Source organism: Microvirga massiliensis, assembly GCF_001006805.1.
In the GTDB taxonomy this organism is placed as follows: Bacteria; Pseudomonadota; Alphaproteobacteria; order Rhizobiales; family Beijerinckiaceae; genus Microvirga; species Microvirga massiliensis.
Genome location: NZ_LN811359.1, coordinates 247,278 through 268,429, shown reverse-complemented (window position 1 = coordinate 268,429; position 21,152 = coordinate 247,278). Strand labels below are relative to the sequence as shown.

Sequence of the window (21,152 nt, the reverse complement as noted above, 5' to 3'; positions counted from 1 at the left end):
TGATGCTGGCTTCCACCTGCTCGATGCGCTTGGCCACCTTGGCGATCGTGAAATTCTGATCGCGGTTGTTGACCGCCTTGACCTTGGAGCCGTCGAGGGCAACCACCGCCCGGGTGAACAGGTTGAGCTTTCGGCACAGCACCACGAACTGCGCGCAAGCCGCACGAATGGCCGGTCCGTTGTCGCGGCGGAAGTCGGCGACGGTCTTGAAGTCCGGCATCAAGCGGCCGGTCAGCCACATCAGCTCGATGTTGCGCTGGCTCTCGCGTTCAAGTCGCCGACTTGAAGGAATGCGGTTGAGATAGCCGTAGATGTAGATCTTGAGCAGGGTTGCGGGATGATAGGCCGGCCGTCCCGTGGCCCCTGGCACCACGCCGGCAAAGCCCAGGGCAGCCAGATCCAACTCGTCAACGAAAGCCTCAATGTAGACGCCCCCAAAGGATGCCGTAGGCGTTCTTGTAACTAGCGGAACCGGCAAAAGAATTTTTCGAGAATTGCCGCACGAGGCCCGGAATGTCCGTTCCACTTTGCCTCAGAGTGGCTATCCAAAGTTTTCCTCACGCTGAGGCAAACTTTGGGCTCAGACAAGAAAGTGCCGTCGGCGAGAACCGCCTTGAGTCCAGACACGAAAAAGCCCTCGGCGAGAACCGAGGGCTTGGCGGGCGGCTGGATATTGCGCTTGTGTCGATGTGCTACGTGGCGGCCGGAATGGCGATCTGTTCCACAACGTCACGACGTTCGTAAAAACTCGCGCGAACGGTGCCGGGCTCGAATGCGGGCTCGATCCCAGCGTCGTCGAGCATGTTGGCGAGCCGTATGAAGTGAATGCCCGTCTCGGCAGAAAGGGTGTGCAGCGACACGAATCTTCGCATGAAGCGGTCGACATCTTCTGCATGCACGACGCGCTGCGGGCAGCGATTCACGGGATTCACGACGATGTGCGAGGGGAGGTGTCCCAGCTCAGTCAGCGCCTTCACGACGGCCGTCGACGATCCAAGCCTTCGCTCAACCTCACGCAGCGTGAGGCCGCCGTGATCCTTTCCAGAGACGAAGGGCTTCACCTCCTCGGGGTCGACGAGCACCGAGAGGTAGCCGACGACGCCGACTCGGCACCGGACGCGTGGTAGCTTCCTGTCCATAATCAGCCCCACGATCTCCATTGCCGAGCAGCACGCCCGCTTCGCTGCGGCCGGGATCGGAAGAAACGACCGATCCTCAAGACCGACCGGGACAGCGTCGGCCAGCAGGCGGTCGAGGAACGCATCGAGGTCACGCCTTGCGAACGCGTGATCCCTTATGACACCCTCCGTTCCACCGGCGACAAAGGGACGGATATATTCCGCCTCGAAAAGCAGCCGCTCGTGCGGGCGTGGGGCATTGAGATAGTCGCGCGCCTGCTCGAGCGACATCGTCTCGGAGACCCGATTCAGGAATTCGCATGTAGTGTTAGCGTCGAAGACAATACGCTCGTCCGACAGGTGCAGGACATCAGCGGCGATATGCCCTGCCGCGTGGAGCAACTTGCGCAGGCGCTTGGGATGAGCGCCGATCTCGCGGGAGGCGGAGTGGACGGAGTGCAGGCGGCGCACCGTCACATCCTGGCCGAAGATCTTGTCCCCGGGACCGACGGGCATCGTCTCGATGACGTGCCGCCGGATGACGTCCCGAAGCGGGTCGTAGGCGGGATCCTCGGACTCATGGGCGAGCCACTCATAAATGCGCCCGATCACAAGGCGCGGACCCCAGTTGCCCTTGGTCAGCGGAAAGCCATCCTGAAGGCGCGAGAGCAGAGAGCGGATGCCTTGCTCGCCGCCCGCTGCGATCTCGTACCCCGCCGCTCCGGCCTCGTGCCATTCGGTGTCGGAAAGCCGTTCGGCGCGGAACCGAATGCCATGAATGACGACGGCGCCGAGCATTTCGCACGCCTTCGCGGCCGCGTAGAAGGGCAGGGTCTGCAACCAGGCGGCGTGCCCGTCCCCGTTCCGGCCCTGGAGCCGGGCCGTCAGGTATTCCTCAAGGGCCGACGGGCGGCGCCGGGGTGCCTCACGGACGAGCCGCCCGAGATCTGGCAGGGAGGGCTGCACCAACCGGGCGAAGTCGTGCACGCGCTGCGGGTTGTGGTCATCGGACACCTCAACGAGACCGACATCGTGCTTCGGGCAGGTGCGGATCGGCGCAACGAGCCACAGGGTCCGCCCATATGGCCGGACCGCCTCCAGGCCGTCGCCGTTCCCGATGTCTTCCAGGAGGCAGTGCGGACAGACCCTCAGGGACTTCCGGCTGAGCGTGTCGCGGACGAGGGACTGCCCGCCGATCGAGTAGCGGCGATCCCCGATGCGCGTGACGGAGGCGGCCGCGAGCCGGCCGACGTCCGCGCGGCAGCGGAACGCCAGCTCCTCGAGGGCGGAAGGGTTGCCGTCGACAATCCCCTGGAAGGTGAAGCCCATATCGAGACTGAAATCCCGCGCCGTGCGCCCGAGCAGAAGCGCGTTGCGCGAGCAGAAGCTCATGGGGGATTCACCTTCACCCAGGCTGACGGTCATGCTGATCGGAAGTGGCTTCACTTGTTCCTCCTGTCACGTGGGTTCCGGGTCCTCGTCGGCTTTGTGTCCTCGCTCCCATCGCCCCCCGCCGGGTCCTTGCGCTGGAGGGCCGCGCGGGGGTCGATCAGATGCCAGTCCGTGGCCGCTGCGGTGAACACATTCCACTCCGGAAGGCATCCCGTGCGCCCCGCATAGGCCGCTGCGAAATGCTCGGTCCCGAGCGCGTCCGACCCGAGCAGGAGCGCGTGCCGGATAGCGTCTTGGATGACCTCGATGACGATCCCGAACCGATTGATGGCGGCGTGCAGGAGCCGGGCGACGAAGCCGTCGTTCGTGACGCTTTCAACAGAGAGACCCGCCTTCTCGCTGCCGTAGAACGCGATCACGCGTCGGACGAGGGCGGCGTCCCTTTCCAGGGTCAGGTCCTCGAAGACAACGTGCCGTGCGCGGCGCCACACCTGTTCGTCGCCGCACAGCATCGAGCCGATGCTCGGCAGACCGGACAGGATCAGCCATACGGGCCATTCCGTGTGCTGCATTAACCCTTTCAGCGTGTCCTGCACCTTCTTGATCTCGACCGCGTTCCTGGACTGGAGGACATGCTGGAGCTCGTCGATGTGAAGGAAGCGGATACCCCGCAGCGCCAACTGGTGGTGCGCGATATCCCACACGACGTTCTCCTTGAGCTCCCGCGTGATCTCGTAGCCGAGTGCTGCGAGAACGGTCATGCCGAGGAGCCGAAGCGTGCACGGGGAGGGCGTCGTGACCGAGACCAGGATGCAGTCGGCGTTCCTGTCCCCGTAACCCGCGAATTCCTCCCGCTTGAGGAAGTGACGGTCCAGTGCCCTCGACTTTCCGACGCCGGACTCTCCCATCACCGTCAGCGCCCGCCCCTCCCGGAGCCGGCCGACGCGACGGCTTCTGTCACCCGCGGCGTCCTCGGCCAGGAGGAAACTGTCGATCAAAGTGTCCAGCTCGGCCTCGAGCACCTTATCGCGCGGCGTGCCGAAGTAGGCAGACATAAGGCCCGCCATGACGTCCCCTCCGCGGGCGCGCCGCTCCGACTGGAGGCGGCGCATGCGGCTGACGGCGTCCTCGCGGACCACATCGTCCGAACCTGTGGCTTTCATGCTCAGTCCTCCGTGAAGAAATCATCGCCGTCGGTGCCGTCGGATGGCATTCCGGCGGCCGGGTCGTCGGGGATCTCGGCGGGTCCGGCCTCCCCCTCGATGCTCTCACCGTCCGGCGCCGGGAGTTCGAGAACCTCGGGGCCGTCCTCGGCTCCCCGGTCGAAGTCGAAGGTGCGGAACAAATCCCGGTCGAGCCGATCGCAGTCCGCCGAGGTCAGAATCGGAGCCGCGATGCCCGCGCGCGCCGTGGCGGCTTCGGAGAACCCCTGGATGTCCCGGAGCGCCTGGAGCACGATCGGCTCCGAGAGCTTCGCCATGTCGGCGTTGGCGCGCCGCAGGGCACGGGTCGCCTCGGTCCAGCGCTGGACGGATACGCCGGCGAAGCCATCACGCTGGCACGGGACCGTCAGCCAGCCATCCGGAGTCCGAACGGAAACGTGGCCGAGGTCGGCGTGGTCGATCCGGACGAGCACCGGCTTCAGGCGCACGTCGCGGCGCAGGCGCTGGAGTTCCGACGATTGGTAGTGCAGGCCGAGCACGCGCACGCCGGGATTGCCGATCCTGCGCTCGACCGTGACGCCGAAGATGTGGCGGCTTGTGTCCGCGTCCGGCGGCGGGATCACCGGGAAGATCTTGGAGAGGCGCAGCCATGCATTGCGCGGCGTCTCCCCGCCGAGGCCGGCATGCGGCGTGTTGTGGTAGACGTCGACGATCCACCGCACGATCATCCGGCCGAGTTCGGCGACGTCGAGGACGGCATGCGCCTCGGCATCGTAGTCACCCTTGACCACCACGTTCTCGAAGGTGCGCCCGTCGAAGCGCGCCACGAGCCCCTTGTGCAGGGTGCGGTAGCTGCGCTCCTTCGTGCCGCGCATCTGGGGCAGGCCCGCGGGCGGGAAGAGGGCCTCCGATCCGAGGTCCGTGACGGCAGCCCGATGCTCGTGACTGATGTACGAAGACCCGGTATCCGTGCAGACCGTCTCGGGGGTTCCGAGCATGTCCCATGGCGTGAGACACCCGGCGGCCTCCGCGTAGGCCGACTTGTCGTTCACCGCCATGGCGAGCGTGGCGACCGAGGTCGATGCGCACGGATTCTCCACCAGGCGAGCGGCCAGGAAGCAGCGCGTGGCGCAGTCGATCGCTGTCGAGAGCCAGAGGCGTCGGCGCTCCACCTCGGCCCTCTGCTCCGGCGTGAGACGGCTCCAGAGCCCCGCGTCCATCAGCAGCATCTGGAGCTGGACGTTCCATTCATCCATCTCGACACGCTCGAGCGGCCGGGTGACGTCCAGGCCGCCCCGGACGATGTAGAACTTCTTGCGGGCGGCCGCTTCACCCTCGCGGCCCGCGTAGACGTGGAACGGATCGAGGTCGTCGATGACGCGCTCGAAGGCGGCGCGGCTCGGTTTCTGGAGCAGGCGCCGGCCAGCCTTTGCACGCTCCCGGTTCTCCTCGTCGATCCTGGCGTGCAGGTCCTGGAGGAGCGAGCGCTTGGTGGGCTTGCGGCGGCTCGCGTACCGCTCCGCGTACTCGCGCATCAGGGCGCGTTCCTCGCTCTCGAAGCGCGGCGTGCGGTCGCCACTGCGGCCGTAGCCGTCGCGGAGCGCCATGGCATCGTAGCCGCAGGCCTCGTATCTGCGCAGCCACCTCCGGAGGGTCCTCGGGCTGGGAGGCCACTTCACTTGGATGTCCGCGCTTCCGCAACGGCCGTTGGCCATCTCGGCCTCGAGGAGCCCGGTGGTGATCGTCTTGATGGCGGCCTTCATCGACGCGTCCGAGCGGGTGGCGAGACCCTTATCCTCCATGCGCAGGAAGCCGTCGCAGATCGACTTCCCCCAGAGAATCTTGACTTGCTGCTTCGCGGGGAGGTCGCCGATGCGGGACTCGCGGCACGTCGCGCGCAGCTTGGCCTTCGTCGAGAGGAAGAAGCCCCGGACGTGGCCCCACTTGCCGGGCACCTGGCGGTAGGCGTCGATCTCCTCGTGCGTGAAGGACTCGCACAGGTCCGGGGTGTCGAGGCGACGCAGGACATGAGCGAACTCGTCGCTGGACACCGGCACGTAGTCGATGCCCTTGATCGTGACCTTGTCGTGCGGGTCGAGGCGAAAGTGCGGAACGGACGGGGGCGGCAGGGGCGCCGCGAGTTGGGCGCTGCTTTTCTTCGTCATGACGTCTCTCCTTTCCTCACCGGGGGTGGTTGGCGGTGCGGGCAGGCCGCACGAGGCTGGCATGGGAGATGCGGCCGGGGCCGACGTGCTCGAGCACGCCGTCGCCGATCAGGCAGGCGACCGCCATGAAGCCGTGCCCGTCGTTCCGGGACGCCGCGAGGAGGGCGCCGATCCTCACCGAGCCGCGGAGCGTTGAAGCAATGGCCATCACGGCCGCGACGTCGTTCGCGTTTCGCGTCCGCAGGGCGCGGAGGATCAGGCGGGCGTTGTGAGCGCGATCCCGGGTAATGTGATTCCCGGTGCGGACCTCGAACCTGTCTGCGAAGGCAGGGACCTGCGCCCGGATGAGATCGAGGGTGGACTCGATACCGCTCGACCCGACCTTGCTCGCGGGCTTCACGGCGATGGCGGTTCTGGTTCCGTCCTCAAGGATCGCCACGAAGTCGAAGGTGTGCTCACGGACTACGCCATCGGCGTCGACGTACTCGACCGGGTCCGGTTGGTCGCGCAGGTCCGTTTTGGGGTGGTGCGCCATGACGATGCAGGCGAGGTCGCGCTCCAGATTGCTCTCGATCACGATCTCCCGTCGTGTCCTGGGATTCACCAGAGTTCCCCGGAAGGAACCCCTCGAGCGCAATGCAGGTCGGCGGCTCGCAAGCGATGCGGAAGGCGGAGCCCAAATCGACTCTGGGCCGCCTGAATCCGATTCTTGCCCTGCGGCGTCTGTCTTATGATTCACCATGTCATGTCCTCAGGCATGCCGGCCCGATCGCCATCCGATGCAGAACGGCGGTGAGCAGGCGTGAAACCCGATTGGTCACGTCGAGGCACAGCTCGACCGATGCACTTCACAGTGGGACCAAACGGATGAGTTGCGGGGGAGGGCGGCGCCTGAGAAGTGCCTGCCAGAAACGGCTTGCCCGGTCGGGCCGAGCATGCAAGTCTGGGCGTGGCACTCGCTTAGAGGCGCCTTGCGCCACAGATGCAAAGATTCCTAGGCCTCGGCATCAGTGGCTGCACTTCCGAAGCGCGCGTCTCTTACGACGCGCGTTTCTCTTTGGGGCTGCTTCTTGTCTGTGTGACACCTCCATGGTTGTGACGGCTCGGCATCGGGAACGAATCCGACCGTGATTCGAGGGTCAGGGCAGATCCGATTTGGGTCAAGAGAGCCTGGGTGAACTTTGTTTGCTTGACTCGAAGCTGTTCTTAAGTTTCGCCGCCCATCGGATTCGTTTCGGATAGACTCGCGATTGGTTACGTTGAGTCATCGCACCGCGCGCTGTGGTCCTAACGTAAAGCAGTGCACCCCAGCAGCATCAAACATGCCCGTTTCTGAGAGTCTCGACCGCCACAGACTATCCGGCGGTTCAATATTCAGGGCCGTTCAGTCAAGAAGCTCATTCTGCCGAACGACGACAGGTTGTCGCTTGCTCACCGAGCATGTTTCGCAGCGCAAGGAGATCTCAGAGATCGCAACTCTTGGTTACGGGTGACGAGCAGAGTCGCCCGACTCCTGCTCGGGAAGGCATCTGAGCGTGGTCTGCGGTGTCAAAGGGCCTGTGATGTCGATGCACACGAGACCCGTGCAGGCCAGTGACAGGATCGCATCGAACGGGCCCGCCCGAGACACTCTGATGTCGCCCTCCAGGTCGGAGATCGATAGACCGGACGGGTGTTCCGATAGGCGTCGCAGGATGCGGATGCGATCGTCGCGAGCAACTTTTACCTTACGTCTCTTCCAGATCGTTTGCGCGGTCGTCGCCCGGGGCTCTGAAAGCACCACTCGTCGCGTGAGCACGACGAACGGTAGGTCGCCGATCACGCCAGGCGTGCAGTCGATCGGGTGGTGTGCAAACCCGAGAAGAACTCGCGCCTTCCTGTAAACGGCATGAAAGGCAGCCGTCGTCCCCTGGGGCAGGTCCCACAGGGGAACAGGTGACGGCGCGAGTGCACCAATAGCCGAGTCGAACGTCATCTGGATGAGACCGGTACACTCCCATCGATACTTGTAGGAGAGGCGGTGCTCGCCCGTCTTGAAGGACGTAAAGACAGGATATTTCGCGTCACAAATCGTGTGACGATGGTCCGCAAGCAACAAGTCCATCGCAATGGCCTTTCGAGCCTCCCGGAACTGCAATCTGTCGACCAAAGCCCCGGGAGGGAGGGCCGCGATCACTTAGAGATGAGCACCAGACTAGATCTCCATTCTTCAACCCGGGACATCGCCATCGTCCCAAGCAAAATCACAGTATCGCATCGTAATGAAGTCAACTGCTGTCGCAAAATGCGTGATGGCATGGTTAACGTCGCCCGGCATGGCGAGATATGGCGCGGTTTGCGGATTGAAAATGTATCCCGTTACCTGGCACATGCTGGCAAGGAATGGAATTCATGTCGCCGATGGATTATTTGTTCTATTCGGCAGGTGCCGCACACTTGACGAGACACCCTCGACGGCTGGATCATCGTACGAAAAGTTGCATTGGTGCACCATGGCGTCCGTTCCGGTTGTCTCCGTCCAGCGATGGTATACCGGTGCATGTCCGCTGAGAGCATCGCCGCGCAAGCTGCGGCGTGATCGTCCCAGGAGGTCGTATTCGGCACGAAAGCGGCCGCACAATACCATCAGGCGTCGATTAGCAGCCGGTGGCAGTTAAGCCGGTGTGGCCCTTGCGGATGTTCACAGTGCGTTCAAACTTGGGCCCAATCACGCAATCACGGGCGTGATCCTCTGAAACCCGACGCCTGCACCTCGCGGCCTTTGCGCATTCTGAGCCCGGTCGCAGCGTGAAGAGGCGGCTCGACGATGATGCCGAGCGCTCGACCGCAATCCCGGTTGAGCACATGGACGAACTTGAGCAGGTCGCCGACGCCTTGTAGAAGGCCGGATACCTTTCGGGAGACGCGGTCGAAACTCTCGTGCAATCGTCCGATAGTCTCACACTCTCAGTTCTAACAGGCCGCGTTGAATCTTTCTCGAGTGATCTGTTGGAGAGTGCGCATGATCCGGATTGATCAGGCGCCCGACGCACTCATTTCGGACCCGCTTTAGAATGGGAGATCCGAGTCAGGATGCGACCGACAGCCTTCAAGCAGTTTGCTACTTGCGCTTCTCCGTCAGATCGAAGGGCCGTGTTTTCACAGGCCGTGGGATAAGCGGTTAGAGTTCACCACACCAAGTTGCGATTACGCTTGCGGCTACCTTCACGGAGCGAACATAATCCTCGACATCGACCCATTCGTCTGTATGGCCATTCTGCGACAGATCTCCGCAAAGTGGACCGAGCCCGACTGTAGGGATTCGCTTTTGCACCATCGGGTGCCGAATGTCGCTGCCGGTATGCATCGGATTAATACGTGGTGGCTCACCCGTTACTGCCGTGATCGCGGCGGCCACAGTTTGAAATAGCGGATGATCGGTGGGAATCTCGGCTCCGGTGACACCGGAATCCCAGATGAGCTGCGGCGGGTTCGCGCTGAGCCAGGAATCACCTCTGATCGCGTCGGTGATTGCAGCCTCGATCTGCAATTGCACTTCACTTAGCGTCTCCGGTGGCGGAAACGACACAGCTCCACCTAAAACGCACGCTCCTCCGACCTGTGCCAAGCGATCCGGCTGCCCGGAGGAGATGTACGAAATCATGATGTTCGTGGAACGGCCGACGGCTTTGTGAAGTCTGGCGTGGTGGACCGTAGCGGCGCGTCGCTCGTCTAGAGCCTTCAGCGCACGCCAGACCACGAACGCCTTATCAATCGCACTTACCGCAAGATGGGCGAATCCAGTCTGCAACGGCTCGGTGGTAGGCGGAGGGCTTCCTTCGATCACAATCCTGAATTCCAGTTGCCCCGAAGCGAAAGCCTTGATTTCGCGCATGCCAATCCCTGACTCTGCGGGATGGAGATAGACCGCGGCATCGGCTTGTAACCCACGATGCAAAAGGGCCGAGACGCCGCGCGCATGCCGCTTGCTGGGCGTGCTGGCGACGATCACGTCTCCCGCCGGTCGCAATCCGCTCTCGACGACAGCCTCGAGGGCCTGAATCGAAATAGCGACGCCGGCAAGGTCATCCGCAACGCCCCAGCCGTAGAGCCGTCCATTCTCAATACTTGCAGCGAACGGATCACGTCGCCAGGACTCTGTCCCAATCACCCGCTCGGAATCGGGATGGGCAAAGAAGATGATACTGCGCCCATGCCCGGTGCCGGTGAGGCGAGCAACAACGCTTTCGCGCTCCGTGCGATCGATAGCTGCGTTGCCAGCGAATTCTTCCATCATCGGCACGTCGCCGGGCTGGTAGCGAACTGTCTCTACAGTGCAGCCAAGAGTCCGCGCCTTGTCGACCACGATTTGCTGAACCGAGGATTCGCCGCGCTGGGAGGCGCGAACCAGATCCTGGAGGAAGGTGATAATGGCATCGCGCCGACGATCGATCTCAGTCGCGAGCATAGAAACAGTTTTGCTCATATGAGTTCACCGGATCAAAAGCAAAAGCTGTCTACCTTATAGTGTCGTCGGGCTTGGAATCGCGGAGGTAGGCTGCGACTTGGCGCGTGCATGCGGATCACTTACCGCGTGGCTGAGGGCCCTCTCGATCGCACGATATTCCTGGCTCGACGCTCTCGGCTGCGGCGGGCGCATTGCATCGCAATTAAGCCTTCCCAGTATCTTCAGAGCCGCCTTGAGTCGGGCTGTGGCGCGTCCGCCGGGCGGATCGCGATAGATCGATACTGCCAAAGGATAGAGGCGCTCATGCACTGCCCGTGCGCGAACCCAATCGCCTCCCGAAGCAGCGCTCCACAGCTCCGCCACGAGATCAGGGACGACCGCCGCAAGACTGACCTGGCTACCGGCACTGCCGATGATGTAGCTCGTCAGCAAGTGCTCATCGCCTGAACCCAGCACGATGAAATCCGGGCGGAGCGCGTGCAGGAGCCGTAGGTTGGCCTCGTAGCTTGCAACCTCCCAGCTGCCCTCCTTGATTCCCACGATCCGCTCATCAGCCGCGAGGTGCTCAAGGACGCGCGAAGAATAGGCCATTGCGCCTGCCCCAACTGGCGCGCCGTAAAGGAGGAGCGGCACGGACGTTGCTGCGCGGATCTGCTGATGGTGAACGAAGATAGCCTCCTCACAATGCCCGAGCGCCCAGCTATTTGGCGGAAAAATCAGGAGCCCGTCGGCGCCAGCGCTTTCGATAGCAGCAGCCTCCTTTGCCGCCTCGAGACTCGATTCGGCGTTGACCCCAGAGACGATAAGGCATCCGCGCGGACTCGCCGCGCGGGCGATCTCGACCACCCGCCGCTTCTCAGAGCGATCGAGCACGAAATTCTCCCCGGCATGGCCGTTGATCAGCAACCCTTGAATGCCGGGAGAGTTCGAGACCCAGCTGATATGCTCCGCGAGGGCATCCTCGTCGATGCTGAAGTCCTCCCGCATGGGAACAATGGTGGCGGCATGAATTCCCGTCAGGGCGCGGCGGAAGGAATCGGGCACTGTCGAGATCTCCTAGACGGTAGCCGTCGCATTCGGCGAGGCGAGCATGCGGTCAATTGGAAAGAGTGGCATTTCGGGTTCGTGGCCCAGAATGAGATCAGCGAGGAGGCGCGCGAAGTAGGGGCCACTGGTATATCCGGAGTGCACGCTGCCGCAGACATAGGCATTCGGCACGCCCGGAATGGGCCCAACGGCGGGCAGGGCATCGGAGGTCTCAGCCTCGAGCCCGGCCCAGGCGCGCGCAAGCCGGGCGCCTCGGAGAGCCGGGATCGCGTGGCAGGCAAGGCGGACATTGCCGACCAGCCGATCCGGTACGAGTTCAACGCCGCCTCGATCGCGGTCGCCGATACCCTGCCAGCCGCCACCGATCACCACTGTGCCGTGAGGATATTGCTTCAGCGATAGCAGGCCGCTGGCGATGCCGACCACCGTACGCATTACGGGAGCGATTCGCTCGGTAACAGCAAGTTGATTCACAAGCGTTCTTATGGGCAGCCGGACGCCGAGCCAGGCCAGCATCGGCTCGATCCAGACGCCGCCGGCGAGGACGATGCGGCGCACACGGACCGTTCTCGTACGGGTGCGAAGAGCGAAGTAGTCGTTCTCGCGCTCGACTCCAAGTACAGGCGTCCCTTCATTGAGATGGACCCCGGCCTGAAGAAGAGCATTCCGGTAAGCGAGGCCGGTCAGATAGGCGTTCGCGAAGCCATCGATCCGGCAGTAGCCCGCCAACAGGATGTCGTTGGACAGCCCCGGTTCGATGGCCTTGGCACGCGCGCCAGTGACGAGCTCGATCGGCGCTCCGGCTTCGCGGCGCTTGCCCGCCCGGAAGCTCAGGATTTCTGCCTCGCCTTCGGTAAAGGCGATCGAGAGGCCATCGCAGACGACCACGCCGACATCATGACCGAGCCATTCGCGCGCCGAGGCCCACATGGCATGTGCTTTGAGTGCATAGGGAATCAGCGCAACGCGGGTCATCTGCATGGTGAGCGTGCCAGCGTTAACGCCCGATGCCTCCCGACAGAGTGGACCGCGGTCGAACAGAGCCACGTCCATGCCGCCGCGGGCCGCAAATAGAGCGACTGTGGCGCCATGAACGCCTCCACCGATGACCCCGAGATCGTAAATGTGCGTCATAGCGGGGCCGGGTTCGGGATCGGGATATCGCTGTAACTGAAGGTCCCGATCAAATCATCGAAGCCGACCGGGCGCAGCGGCGGCCGGCCGGTCCAATAGCCGACCGCCTCCCGGTCGCCGACGTGCTGTGCAAGGAGCTCGGCGGCGATGTCGCCGCACATCCGGCCCTGACATGGGCCCATCCCGCAACGCGTGAAATGCTTGAGCTGGTTCATCTCGCAGGCGCCAGCCTCGTATGCCGCTTCGATCTCGCCGCGCGTGACGTCTTCGCAGCGGCAGACGACTGTTTCCAGAGGTATGCCAGCGACCTGCTCCGGCCTGACCGCCATCAACCTTGCGGCGGCGCGGGAGAATGGACCAAGGCCACGCAGGCGGGCTTGGAGTGGTTTCGCCATCCGAGCGAAATCGCCGGGCGCAATCGCCCCTGCATCATGCGCGGCAGCGAGACCGGCAAGCTCGCCGGCAATTTGTGCCGGCTTTGCACCGCGAATGCCTGCACCGTCGCCGATCGCGAACAGGCCCGCCACGGAACTGCGCCCGACAGCGTCGACTTCCGGGATCCAGCCGCCGCGCAGACGGTCATAGACATGTCGGGCGCGAAGCAATTTCGTCACTTCGGCGCCCGGAACGAGGCCATGGCCGACGCAGAGGGCGTCCGCCTCGAGAGTAATCTCACCGCGCTTGACCCCAGCGGCATGGGAATCCACCGGCCCGAGAACAACGCGCTCGACGCACCCGTTGCCCTCGGCGCGTCGCACCGCATGCCGGAAATAAATCGGGATCTGCTTCGTCACGAGCTTCGATGCCCAGCCGATGCCCTGCGCCAGAAGGTAAGGGCGCGTCGCAAAGTTTGGCGTGAGGGAGAGCCAGTCTCCGGGACCAGAAAGATCGGCAACGGCGGCGACATCGCCTCCGAGCTTGATGATCCCAGCCGCGACCGCCGCGAGGAGTGGGCCACAGCCCGCAACCACGACCCGCTGCCCTGGAACCACGCTATGGGATTTCAGGAGTACCGTCGCGGCGGCGAGACCGACCACGCCCGGCAAGGTCCATCCGGGGAAGGGCACAACACGCTCATGGGCGCCCAGGGCTGCGATGAGGCGAGGCGCCGAGATGCCCTCATTGCCGTCAGGACCGATCGCATCAACCCGAAATCTGTCTGTGATCGACCAGATGCGGCGACCGAAACGGAGATCGACGGTGGATTCGGCAAGTCGGGTGCGAAGTAAATTTCCCTCTTCATCCTCAACCGAGCGGGCGGGGCGCATTAAACCTGGCCACGGCGCACGCCAGACTTGCCCCCCTGCCGTCGGCTGCTCGTCCAGCAGGGTCACGGACAATCCGGTGCGCGCTGCGGCAAGGGCGGCATTGGCTCCCGCCGGGCCAGCCCCAATAACGATGAGATCCACTGCCCGGGTCACGGCACGCCACGCAATTCAACGATCATCCCATCCCTCACTGGCATCATGCAGGCTTGGCGCAAAACCCCGTCGACGTGAATTGCGCACTCCTGGCAGACTCCCATGAAGCAAAAGGCGCCGCGTGGTGCCTGCGCTCGAGGGCTGCGACGTAGGCCGAGATATCCAGCTGCCGCCAATGCGGTGGCGAGAGGCTCTCCAGCAGGGGCAGTAACCATCTCTCCATCGACCAGAAAACGCACCTGCGGGGGCCGGACAGCGTCCGGGTCGGATCGGATCATCATTGCCGAGAGCCTAAACTGGGGATCTGCGTCGCGTTGGCACTTTACATGTCTGCAATTCGTATACAAACTATCGACCGTTGGTGCAACGGCGCTCAGCGCAGGAATCCGCCGAACGGCAACTGGAGGAAGCAATGTTGAAGAGAATCGCTTTGGGGGCTGTCGCGCTGATCGGCGCGGCCGTTCTCGCCGTCGCAACGCCCGCCACAGCGCGCACACTCGACGAAATCATCAAGTCAGGCATCATCAAGGTCGGCGTCAATCCTACCCTGCCGCCGCTCGGCAAGTTCAACGAGAAGAACGAGATCGTCGGCTTCGACGTCGATTTCGCTGCCGAGATCGCCAAGATGCTCGGGGTCAAGCTCGAGGTCGTTCAGGTCGGCTCTCCAGACCGGATACCGTTCGTGGCCTCGGGCAAAATCGACTTCGTCATGGGTGCCATGACCCGCAATCCCGAGCGCGCGAAGGTGATCGACTTCACTGTGCCCGTCCACACCGAGGTCTTCGGCGTACTGACCACGGAAGGCAAGCCCTTTCAGGACTGGAAAGATCTGGACAAGCCCGAAGTGACGCTGATCCAGGTGCGGGGCAGCACGCCGGTCAAATTCATTGAGGAGAACCTCAAGAATGCGAAAGTAACGCTCCTCGATAACTATCCGGACGCGGTGCGTGCTCTGGCGCAAGGCCGCGGTGACGCATTGGTCGACGTTGTCGACTTTGTCGGCGAGCATATGAACAAGCACCAAGTAAAGTGGAAAGTCGTCGAGACGCCCGTCGACGTCTACTATTGCGGCCTCGGCGTCGCCAAGAACTCGACGGGTCTCAAGGACTGGCTGAACGTTGCTATTTTCGAGATGCATCGCCGGGGCCGAACCGACGAAATCTGGAAGAAGTGGTTTGGCATCGACATGCTCAAGCCGGTCCAGGTAACTCCCTACTTCTGAGGCAAAGACGACCGGCGGCACTGAACGAGTGCCGCCGCTCTCCTCCTTTTGGTGAGGCTTTGGGCCGGACCCCGTGATGGATTATACACTTCAGTTCGGGCAGGTTTGGCCCTATTTACCACGCCTGATCGACGGTGCGATCTTGTCGCTCCAGATCGCCTTTCTCGCGTTCTGCGGCGGACTTCTGATCGGCACTGCTGGGGCAGCACTCAAGACCTTTGGCTCCAAATGGGCGCGGCGTAGCATTAATGGATACGTGGTCTTCTTCACCAACACGCCACAGTTGGTGCAAATCTATTTTCTATTTTTTGCGCTGCCCGACGCGGGCATCCTGTTATCGTCCTACACCGCCGTCGTCATCGGTATGACACTGAATGCCGGGGCTTATCTGACCGAAATCCAGAGAGCTGGCTTTGAGTCGCGCCAGCAGTCCGAGATGGAGGCCGCGGAAGTGTTGGGGTTCAGCCGTCTTCAGCAGATACGCTACGTGATCCTGCCCCATGTCGCACGAGTACTTTTCCCGCCACTGTCGAATCATTTCATCCTGATGACGCTCGGCACGTCGATGGCGGCAATATTCGGAGTCGAGGAACTTACCGGGCAGGCGTTTAACATCAACGCTGAGACCTTCCGCTCCATTGAAGTCTTCTCGGTCACCGCGGCGATCTATATCGCCCTGACCCTGATTGCGTCAGTGGCGCTTGGTCTCATTGGTAAATTCGCTTTCCGCGCCAAAATGAGACTGGCCTGATGCTTGAGCGCCTCGCACAGGAACTCCCGGGCTTTCTCGGCTACTACAACGTCATCTTCGTAGCACAGGCAGCCCTAACGACCCTTGCTCTTTCTGCCATTGGCTGCCTGATCGGAACCGTCATGGGGCTCGCCCTCGTGCTGGTTCGGCTTATGCGGGGGCGGCTTTGGGCGCCGCTACGCTGGATCGCCATCCTGTTCATTGAGTTCTTTCGGCGGGTACCCTTCCTTGTGACGTTGATGCTGGCGTTCTTCGCATTCCAGCTCTCGGGTGCCGATCTGCCTCTGTTCGTGGTCGCTGCAGTGAGTGTCTGCCTGATCGGCTCTGCCTTCCTCGCCGAGATCATTCGAGCAGGATTTGAGTCCGTCCACCGGAACCAGTGGGACGCGGCGGCAGCCATGAACTTCGGCCTCCTCGACACCGTGCGGTACGTGGTGCTGCCTCAGGCCTGGCGGGTGATTCTGCCACCCGCCTTCGGTTTCTTCGTGCTGTTTATCAAGGACACAGCCCTCGCGTCGCAGATCGGCGTCGTCGAGCTGACCTTCGCCGCGAAGGTGCTGAACAACAAGGGATTCTCGGCAGCGCTCGTGTTTGGGACCATCCTCGTCGTCTATTTCGCCATCTCTTATCCGCTCGCGCGTCTCGGTGCGCATCTGGAGGTTCGCCTTGCACCATCTCGACATCGCCGGCCTTGAGGCCTCTTACGGCCTGGTCCCTGTGCTGTCGGGGATCAACCTCTCCGTTGCAAGAGGCGACGTGATCGGCCTCATCGGCCCGTCTGGTTCGGGAAAGAGTACGATTTTGCGCGTGTTGATGGGGCTAACAGCTCTAAAGGCAGGGACGGTCCGCCTCGACGGCGAGGCCGTCGACTACAGCAGAGCGCAGGACTTACGGCGTCTCCGCGACCGAGTCGCCATCGTGTTCCAGCAGTACAATCTGTTCCAGAACATGACGGCGCTCGAGAACGTCACCATCGCGCCGGTCAAAATCAAGAAGCGATCCAAAGCGGAGGTCGACGCAGAGGCGAGAGCGCTTCTGGCGAAGGTTGGTCTCGGCGATAAGCTCGACCGCTATCCGGACGAACTCTCCGGAGGTCAGCAACAGCGCGTCGCCATCGCGCGTGCCCTGGCGTTGCAACCGGAGATCCTGCTCCTCGATGAGATTACCGCAGCGCTCGATCCGGAACTCGTCTCCGAAGTCCTCGACACCATTCGGGTTCTGGCGCGCGAGGGCATGACCATGCTGATCGTCTCCCATGAGATGGGCTTCATCCGGGAAGTGTCGTCGCGCGTGGCCTTCCTGGCCGGCGGTAAAATTGTCGAGATGGGCGACCCGACGTCAATCTTTGACGCGCCGCGGGAAGAACGCACCCGCGACTTCGTCTCTAAAATTCTCCGTCACTAGGAATCGTTATGGATGCATCGAGCCGCGCACCGCTGACCGAGCGCGAAGCGCTGGGCCTAGGCCGTCTGCCCGGAGCCGACCTCCTGGCGGGGGCTGTCGACGGCCACGTGCACGCATGTCCGCACATCAATAGCCGCTCCCTTGACGTGTTCGAGGCGGTCCGGCAGGCGGCTCACGCCGGCCTGTCCGGTCTTGGGCTTATGGACAACTTCGCAAATTCCGCTGGTTTCGCGGCACTCGCCAGGCGCCAACTCGGCCATCTCGGAGTTGATGTCTGGGGTGGTCTCATCATGGAGCCGCCGGCCGGCGGTGTCTCGGCCGATATGGTCCGCATTGCACTTGCCTATGGCTATGAAGGGGAGGGTGCGCGCTTCATCTCGCTGCCGACCCACCATACGCGTCACATCGCCCGCCTCGAAGGTCGCAGCCCTGCTTATGTCGAGGCCTGCTTCGAAGTCCCAGAGCGTGGTCTGCCGGATCCCCTGCCAGAGATTTTCGATCTTATCGCAGCGAGCAATGTTGTCTTTAATACAGGCCACGTCTCCGGTGACGAGGCGGTGCGGTTGGTCGAAGCTGCGAAGCGCGCCGGGATTACGCGTATTCTCGTCCCTTGCTCCCATTATGATGAGAACGTGGTCCAAGCAGTGACATCGCTGGGGGCCTACGCAGAGTTTTCGTTCTTCTTCGCGACACATGCTACCCAGGCCGGGTTAACCCATGTCGACACCGAGAGGCACACCGTTCCGCCGGTTGCGGCGCCCAGCATGGTCCAGCTGATCCGGGCGGCCGTCGACGAGAGAGCCGTGCTGTCGAGTGATTGCGGCGTGTTCTTGCTGCCGCCACCGGTCGAGGGCTTGCGCGAGTTCCTCCTGCTTCTGGAGACTTGTGGTATTCAACGGGCGGCATTGCGTCGGATGGTTGCCGATAACCCGCGTGCCTTGTTCAGGGTTCGCACCACATGACCCGCGCGGCCCGGGCGGGCGAAGTCTCGACTGTCACGGGGCCCATCGGGCCAGAGGCGCTCGGCATTACGCTCATGCACGAGCATCTGCTCTGTGATGTAACGCCGCCTGATCTCGCCGCGCATGGCCATCCGAGGATCGAGGTCACGCTCGAAAACGTCCATGCCGTTCGCTATGGTTGGGTGCGCCATTACGGCAATCACATCCTCGACGATGTCTCGACCGCGGCAGAGGAGGCTGCCCTGTTCCGAGAGGCTGGCGGGGGGACCATTGTCGATGTCACGGTCGCCGGCATTCGGCCCGACCCGCGGGGACTCAAGCGCATCACGGAGTTGAGTGGGGTCACGGTGGTAGCCGGAACAGGCTATTACATTGAGAGCTTTGCATCTGAGGCGATCGGAACCCGCTCCGTAGATGAGCTGGCCGCAACCATGATCGCCGATATCCGCGATGGATTCGAAGACACTGGTATCCGCGCCGGAATCATCGGGGAGATCGGGGTCAGCGATCCCTGGAGCGAGGCCGAACGCCGGGTCATGCAGGCGGCCGTTATAGCGCAGCAGGCGACCGGAGCCACGATCACCGTCCACCCCGGGCGTGACTCCGAAAGTCCGCTCGCCGTAGCTCGCTTCGTCCGCTCGGCGGGCGGTGATACTTCCCGTCTCGTCATTGGTCATCTTGATCGCACCCTGTTCGAGACCGACGAGGTGCTTCGGCTCCTCGACCAGGGCGTTGTCGGGGAATGGGATTTTTTTGGGATCGAGTCTTCCTATTATCCCTTCGCTTTGATCGACCTGCCCAATGACGGACGTCGGCTGGAGCTCATCCGTGCTGCACTCGCTGCCGGGTTCGGTGAGCAGATCGTAATCTCGCACGACATTTGCACAATCACGCGACTGAGTCGCTGGGGCGGTCACGGTTACGGCCATATTCCGCGCGACGTCGTCGCCATGATGCGCAGGAAAAGTTTCAGCGAGCCTGAGATCCGACGCATCCTCGTCGCGAATCCTGCTCGGCTATTGACACTTGCGTAGCTCAGCACCACCGGGCCAGCAGCCTTGGCGCGCTGCCGCTTTCATGACGGCAGCTATGCTGTGCTTCACCTGCCTCGACGCCATTTTGAAGTCGCTGGTGGTGGAGCACGGGCTCGGCATGCTGGTGACAGTGCGCAACCTGGTTCAAGTGCTTCTCTTGGCTGGCCTGACGCCTTTCCTGGGAATGGCCACACTGCACACACGCCAATATGGCCTTCATCTCGCCCGCGGTGCCTGCATTGTTGCGACCACAGCGTTCATCACGCTCGCCCTTGCGCGCCTGCCGATGGTCCAGACCTACGCGATTACTTTCTCGGCACCGCTACTGGCTACCCTCCTTGCCGCCCTCCTTCTCAAGGAGCAACCACGGCCCGCGCAGTGGGTATTAATTGCCGTTGGCTTTGCAGGCGTTCTCGTTGCGCTTGAGCCCGGCGCACCAGCCTTCGGCCCAGCCCTCCTCTTTCCACTTGGCATGGCGGCGGCAAACGCCGTCTTTCATGTTCTGACCCGTTACGCCGGCCGTGAGGAATCGGCGATGGGTCTGGTGTTCTGGGGCGGTGCGGCGGCCCTGCTCTGGTGTCTTCTCGGACTGCCGCTTTTCTACGAAACGCTGCCGGCGCATGCGCTCCAGCTCCTTGCCCTGGGTGGGGCGCTGGGCACGCTTGCCCATGGTTTCGTCGCAGCTGCTTTCCGGCGTGCGCCAACTGCGACCGTATCTCCGATCCTGTACAGCCAGATTGTCTGGGCGATGTTGGTCGGATATTTAGTCTTTGGAGAGAAACCGTCGCCGGCGTCACTGATCGGCGGCAGTATTGTTGCCGCAAGCGGTGTTGGCCTCGTGCGGCTCTCGACCCGCTCGTAATTTAAGCGGTCAGCGCACGGTATTGAGGGCGAATCGGGCCAAGCTGCGGATATGAACTTGGACGGTCTTGCGCGCTGCTTTGGCGTCCTTGTCCACCAATGCTTCGAGGATCGCGAGATGTTCGGTCGAGTCCGGCTCGAGGCGGTCGGCGAGGCGGGAAATCTCGAATAGGCGCGTCGTGACGCGCAGGTTCCGAATGATCTGAGCCAGTACTTCGTTGCCGCAATGATCGATGAACAGGCCGTGTAGATCGTCGTCGGAGCGCCAATGAGCATCGGTGTGATAGGGCGTGGCCGTGCGCAGGTCCGCGATCTCCTTGCGCACCTCGATGAGCTGGTCGCGAGGGATTCGCCCGACCGCAAGCGACGCCGCTTCCGGCTCTAGGATTTCGCGGACCTTCAGGCTTTGGAGATACTCACCGAGATCAACGTGCCGGACGACGAAGGAGCGGCCTGCGCCCTTGATGACGAGGCCTTCACCCTCTAGGCGCTGCAGCGCCTCGCGCAGCGGTGTCCGCGAGATGTCAAGGACCTCGGCCAAGCGTGCTTCCACGATAACTTCTCCGCCGCGCAAACGGCGACGCCGGATCATCTCTGAGACGGCGTTGTAGGCTTGAGTCGACAGGTTTGTCCCCATCGCCCGTGCTCCGTCTCTGTCTTCGTTCATCTGGCCGCTCGTCATTGCTTGTTGTGCCCGCTTCGCGCGAGCGGTGACTTCTCGCGGGCCAGGTAGGTGCCGTAGCCCTTCTCGCCGACGACTTCGCCCTCCTGTGCCACGACCCGCCCGCGCACCATGGTGAGCACCGGCCAGCCCGTCACCTCGAGGCCCTGATAGGGCGTGTAATCCGAGCCGTCCTGAAGGAGGTCATGCGTGATCGTGACCGTCCGCTCCGGATCCCAGAGCACGAGGTCGGCGTCCGAGCCGACCGCGATCGTGCCCTTGCGGGGATAGAGGCCATAGGTCCTGGCGTGGTTCGTCGCGGTCAGCGCCACGAACCGGTTGAGGTCGATGCGGCCCTTCACGACGCCCT

19 protein-coding genes and 1 pseudogene are annotated in these 21,152 nt (G+C 62.9%); 7 read left to right on the top strand and 13 right to left on the bottom strand.

Annotation, left to right across the window (positions count from 1 at the left end):
• The 11 genes and pseudogenes from BN1233_RS27325 to BN1233_RS51205 all read right to left on the bottom strand — a co-directional run.
• Positions 1 to 424, bottom strand: a pseudogene (locus tag BN1233_RS27325) (transposase); the annotation flags it as partial.
• Between the two features lie 268 nt (positions 425 to 692).
• The gene (locus BN1233_RS27320; RefSeq protein ID WP_048710268.1) at positions 693 to 2,564 is read right to left on the bottom strand and encodes a TniQ family protein; all 1,872 of its coding nucleotides are present in this window, start codon (positions 2,562 to 2,564) and stop codon (positions 693 to 695) included.
• Positions 2,561 to 3,673, bottom strand: a complete 1,113-nt coding sequence (locus tag BN1233_RS27315; protein ID WP_046866788.1) for a TniB family NTP-binding protein — start codon at positions 3,671 to 3,673, stop codon at positions 2,561 to 2,563. The genes BN1233_RS27320 and BN1233_RS27315 overlap by 4 nt, the downstream gene beginning before the upstream one ends.
• 2 nt (positions 3,674 to 3,675) lie before the next feature.
• Positions 3,676 to 5,838, bottom strand: a complete 2,163-nt coding sequence (locus BN1233_RS27310; protein ID WP_046866787.1) for a Mu transposase C-terminal domain-containing protein — start codon at positions 5,836 to 5,838, stop codon at positions 3,676 to 3,678.
• Between the two features lie 16 nt (positions 5,839 to 5,854).
• Positions 5,855 to 6,415: a hypothetical protein gene (locus tag BN1233_RS27305; protein WP_048710271.1), complete on the bottom strand. Its 561-nt coding sequence runs from the start codon at positions 6,413 to 6,415 to the stop codon at positions 5,855 to 5,857.
• Positions 6,416 to 7,321: 906 nt separating this feature from the next.
• Positions 7,322 to 7,942, bottom strand: a complete 621-nt coding sequence (locus tag BN1233_RS27300; RefSeq protein ID WP_147707577.1) for a hypothetical protein — start codon at positions 7,940 to 7,942, stop codon at positions 7,322 to 7,324.
• 1,056 nt (positions 7,943 to 8,998) lie between these two features.
• On the bottom strand, positions 8,999 to 10,303 hold the full coding sequence (locus BN1233_RS27290) for a M20/M25/M40 family metallo-hydrolase (protein ID WP_082145678.1): 1,305 nt from the start codon (positions 10,301 to 10,303) through the stop codon (positions 8,999 to 9,001).
• A gap of 36 nt (positions 10,304 to 10,339) precedes the next feature.
• Positions 10,340 to 11,329 carry a dihydrodipicolinate synthase family protein gene (locus tag BN1233_RS27285; protein ID WP_244471043.1) on the bottom strand — a complete coding sequence of 330 codons (990 nt, stop codon included), beginning with the start codon at positions 11,327 to 11,329 and terminating at the stop codon, positions 10,340 to 10,342.
• 12 nt (positions 11,330 to 11,341) lie between these two features.
• Positions 11,342 to 12,466 (bottom strand): NAD(P)/FAD-dependent oxidoreductase, encoded by a 1,125-nt coding sequence (locus tag BN1233_RS27280; protein ID WP_046866783.1) that lies wholly within the window; start codon positions 12,464 to 12,466, stop codon positions 11,342 to 11,344.
• Complete coding sequence (locus BN1233_RS27275) at positions 12,463 to 13,887, bottom strand: FAD/NAD(P)-dependent oxidoreductase (RefSeq protein WP_046866782.1); 1,425 nt, start codon at positions 13,885 to 13,887, stop codon at positions 12,463 to 12,465. The genes BN1233_RS27280 and BN1233_RS27275 overlap by 4 nt, the downstream gene beginning before the upstream one ends.
• Positions 13,884 to 14,165 (bottom strand): (2Fe-2S)-binding protein, encoded by a 282-nt coding sequence (locus BN1233_RS51205; RefSeq protein ID WP_074078375.1) that lies wholly within the window; start codon positions 14,163 to 14,165, stop codon positions 13,884 to 13,886. The genes BN1233_RS27275 and BN1233_RS51205 overlap by 4 nt, the downstream gene beginning before the upstream one ends.
• A gap of 134 nt (positions 14,166 to 14,299) precedes the next feature.
• Here BN1233_RS51205 and BN1233_RS27265 point away from each other — a divergent pair, with 134 nt between their 5' ends.
• The 7 genes from BN1233_RS27265 to BN1233_RS27235 all read left to right on the top strand — a co-directional run bounded on the left by BN1233_RS27265 (position 14,300) and on the right by BN1233_RS27235 (position 20,122).
• Entirely contained in the window at positions 14,300 to 15,109 is an 810-nt protein-coding gene (locus BN1233_RS27265; RefSeq protein WP_046866780.1) for a transporter substrate-binding domain-containing protein, read from the top strand.
• Positions 15,110 to 15,185: 76 nt separating this feature from the next.
• On the top strand, positions 15,186 to 15,860 hold the full coding sequence (locus tag BN1233_RS27260) for an amino acid ABC transporter permease (protein ID WP_046866779.1): 675 nt from the start codon (positions 15,186 to 15,188) through the stop codon (positions 15,858 to 15,860).
• Entirely contained in the window at positions 15,860 to 16,555 is a 696-nt protein-coding gene (locus BN1233_RS27255; protein WP_046866778.1) for an amino acid ABC transporter permease, read from the top strand. Before BN1233_RS27260 ends, BN1233_RS27255 begins: the two co-directional genes overlap by 1 nt.
• Positions 16,527 to 17,264 (top strand): amino acid ABC transporter ATP-binding protein, encoded by a 738-nt coding sequence (locus BN1233_RS27250; RefSeq protein WP_046866777.1) that lies wholly within the window; start codon positions 16,527 to 16,529, stop codon positions 17,262 to 17,264. Before BN1233_RS27255 ends, BN1233_RS27250 begins: the two co-directional genes overlap by 29 nt.
• A gap of 8 nt (positions 17,265 to 17,272) precedes the next feature.
• A complete protein-coding gene (locus BN1233_RS27245) occupies positions 17,273 to 18,226 on the top strand; it encodes a DUF6282 family protein (RefSeq protein WP_046866776.1) in 954 nt (317 codons plus the stop codon).
• Positions 18,223 to 19,260 carry a phosphotriesterase family protein gene (locus BN1233_RS27240; RefSeq protein ID WP_046866775.1) on the top strand — a complete coding sequence of 346 codons (1,038 nt, stop codon included), beginning with the start codon at positions 18,223 to 18,225 and terminating at the stop codon, positions 19,258 to 19,260. Before BN1233_RS27245 ends, BN1233_RS27240 begins: the two co-directional genes overlap by 4 nt.
• A 43-nt stretch (positions 19,261 to 19,303) precedes the next feature.
• Complete coding sequence (locus tag BN1233_RS27235) at positions 19,304 to 20,122, top strand: DMT family transporter (RefSeq protein ID WP_074078364.1); 819 nt, start codon at positions 19,304 to 19,306, stop codon at positions 20,120 to 20,122.
• Positions 20,123 to 20,131: 9 nt separating this feature from the next.
• On the opposite strand, the gene BN1233_RS27230 is transcribed toward BN1233_RS27235, so the two are convergent.
• Both BN1233_RS27230 and BN1233_RS27225 read right to left on the bottom strand, forming a co-directional pair.
• Entirely contained in the window at positions 20,132 to 20,788 is a 657-nt protein-coding gene (locus BN1233_RS27230; protein WP_244471044.1) for a GntR family transcriptional regulator, read from the bottom strand.
• Between the two features lie 11 nt (positions 20,789 to 20,799).
• The coding region (locus BN1233_RS27225) for an amidohydrolase family protein (protein WP_046866773.1) at positions 20,800 to 21,152 on the bottom strand (353 nt) is incomplete at its 5' end.

Coding starts and splice junctions, on each gene's coding strand:
- BN1233_RS27310 (WP_046866787.1), bottom strand. CDS start 5,838: ATGACGAAGAAAAGCAGCGCCCAACTCGCGGCGCCCCTGCCGCCCCCG.
- BN1233_RS27280 (WP_046866783.1), bottom strand. CDS start 12,466: ATGACGCACATTTACGATCTCGGGGTCATCGGTGGAGGCGTTCATGGC.
- BN1233_RS27240 (WP_046866775.1), top strand. CDS start 18,223: ATGACCCGCGCGGCCCGGGCGGGCGAAGTCTCGACTGTCACGGGGCCC.
- BN1233_RS27235 (WP_074078364.1), top strand. CDS start 19,304: ATGACGGCAGCTATGCTGTGCTTCACCTGCCTCGACGCCATTTTGAAG.
- BN1233_RS27265 (WP_046866780.1), top strand. CDS start 14,300: ATGTTGAAGAGAATCGCTTTGGGGGCTGTCGCGCTGATCGGCGCGGCC.
- BN1233_RS27300 (WP_147707577.1), bottom strand. CDS start 7,942: ATGGACTTGTTGCTTGCGGACCATCGTCACACGATTTGTGACGCGAAA.
- BN1233_RS27315 (WP_046866788.1), bottom strand. CDS start 3,673: ATGAAAGCCACAGGTTCGGACGATGTGGTCCGCGAGGACGCCGTCAGC.
- BN1233_RS27230 (WP_244471044.1), bottom strand. CDS start 20,788: ATGAACGAAGACAGAGACGGAGCACGGGCGATGGGGACAAACCTGTCG.
- BN1233_RS27290 (WP_082145678.1), bottom strand. CDS start 10,303: ATGAGCAAAACTGTTTCTATGCTCGCGACTGAGATCGATCGTCGGCGC.
- BN1233_RS27255 (WP_046866778.1), top strand. CDS start 15,860: ATGCTTGAGCGCCTCGCACAGGAACTCCCGGGCTTTCTCGGCTACTAC.
- BN1233_RS51205 (WP_074078375.1), bottom strand. CDS start 14,165: ATGATCCGATCCGACCCGGACGCTGTCCGGCCCCCGCAGGTGCGTTTT.
- BN1233_RS27245 (WP_046866776.1), top strand. CDS start 17,273: ATGGATGCATCGAGCCGCGCACCGCTGACCGAGCGCGAAGCGCTGGGC.
- BN1233_RS27260 (WP_046866779.1), top strand. CDS start 15,186: ATGGATTATACACTTCAGTTCGGGCAGGTTTGGCCCTATTTACCACGC.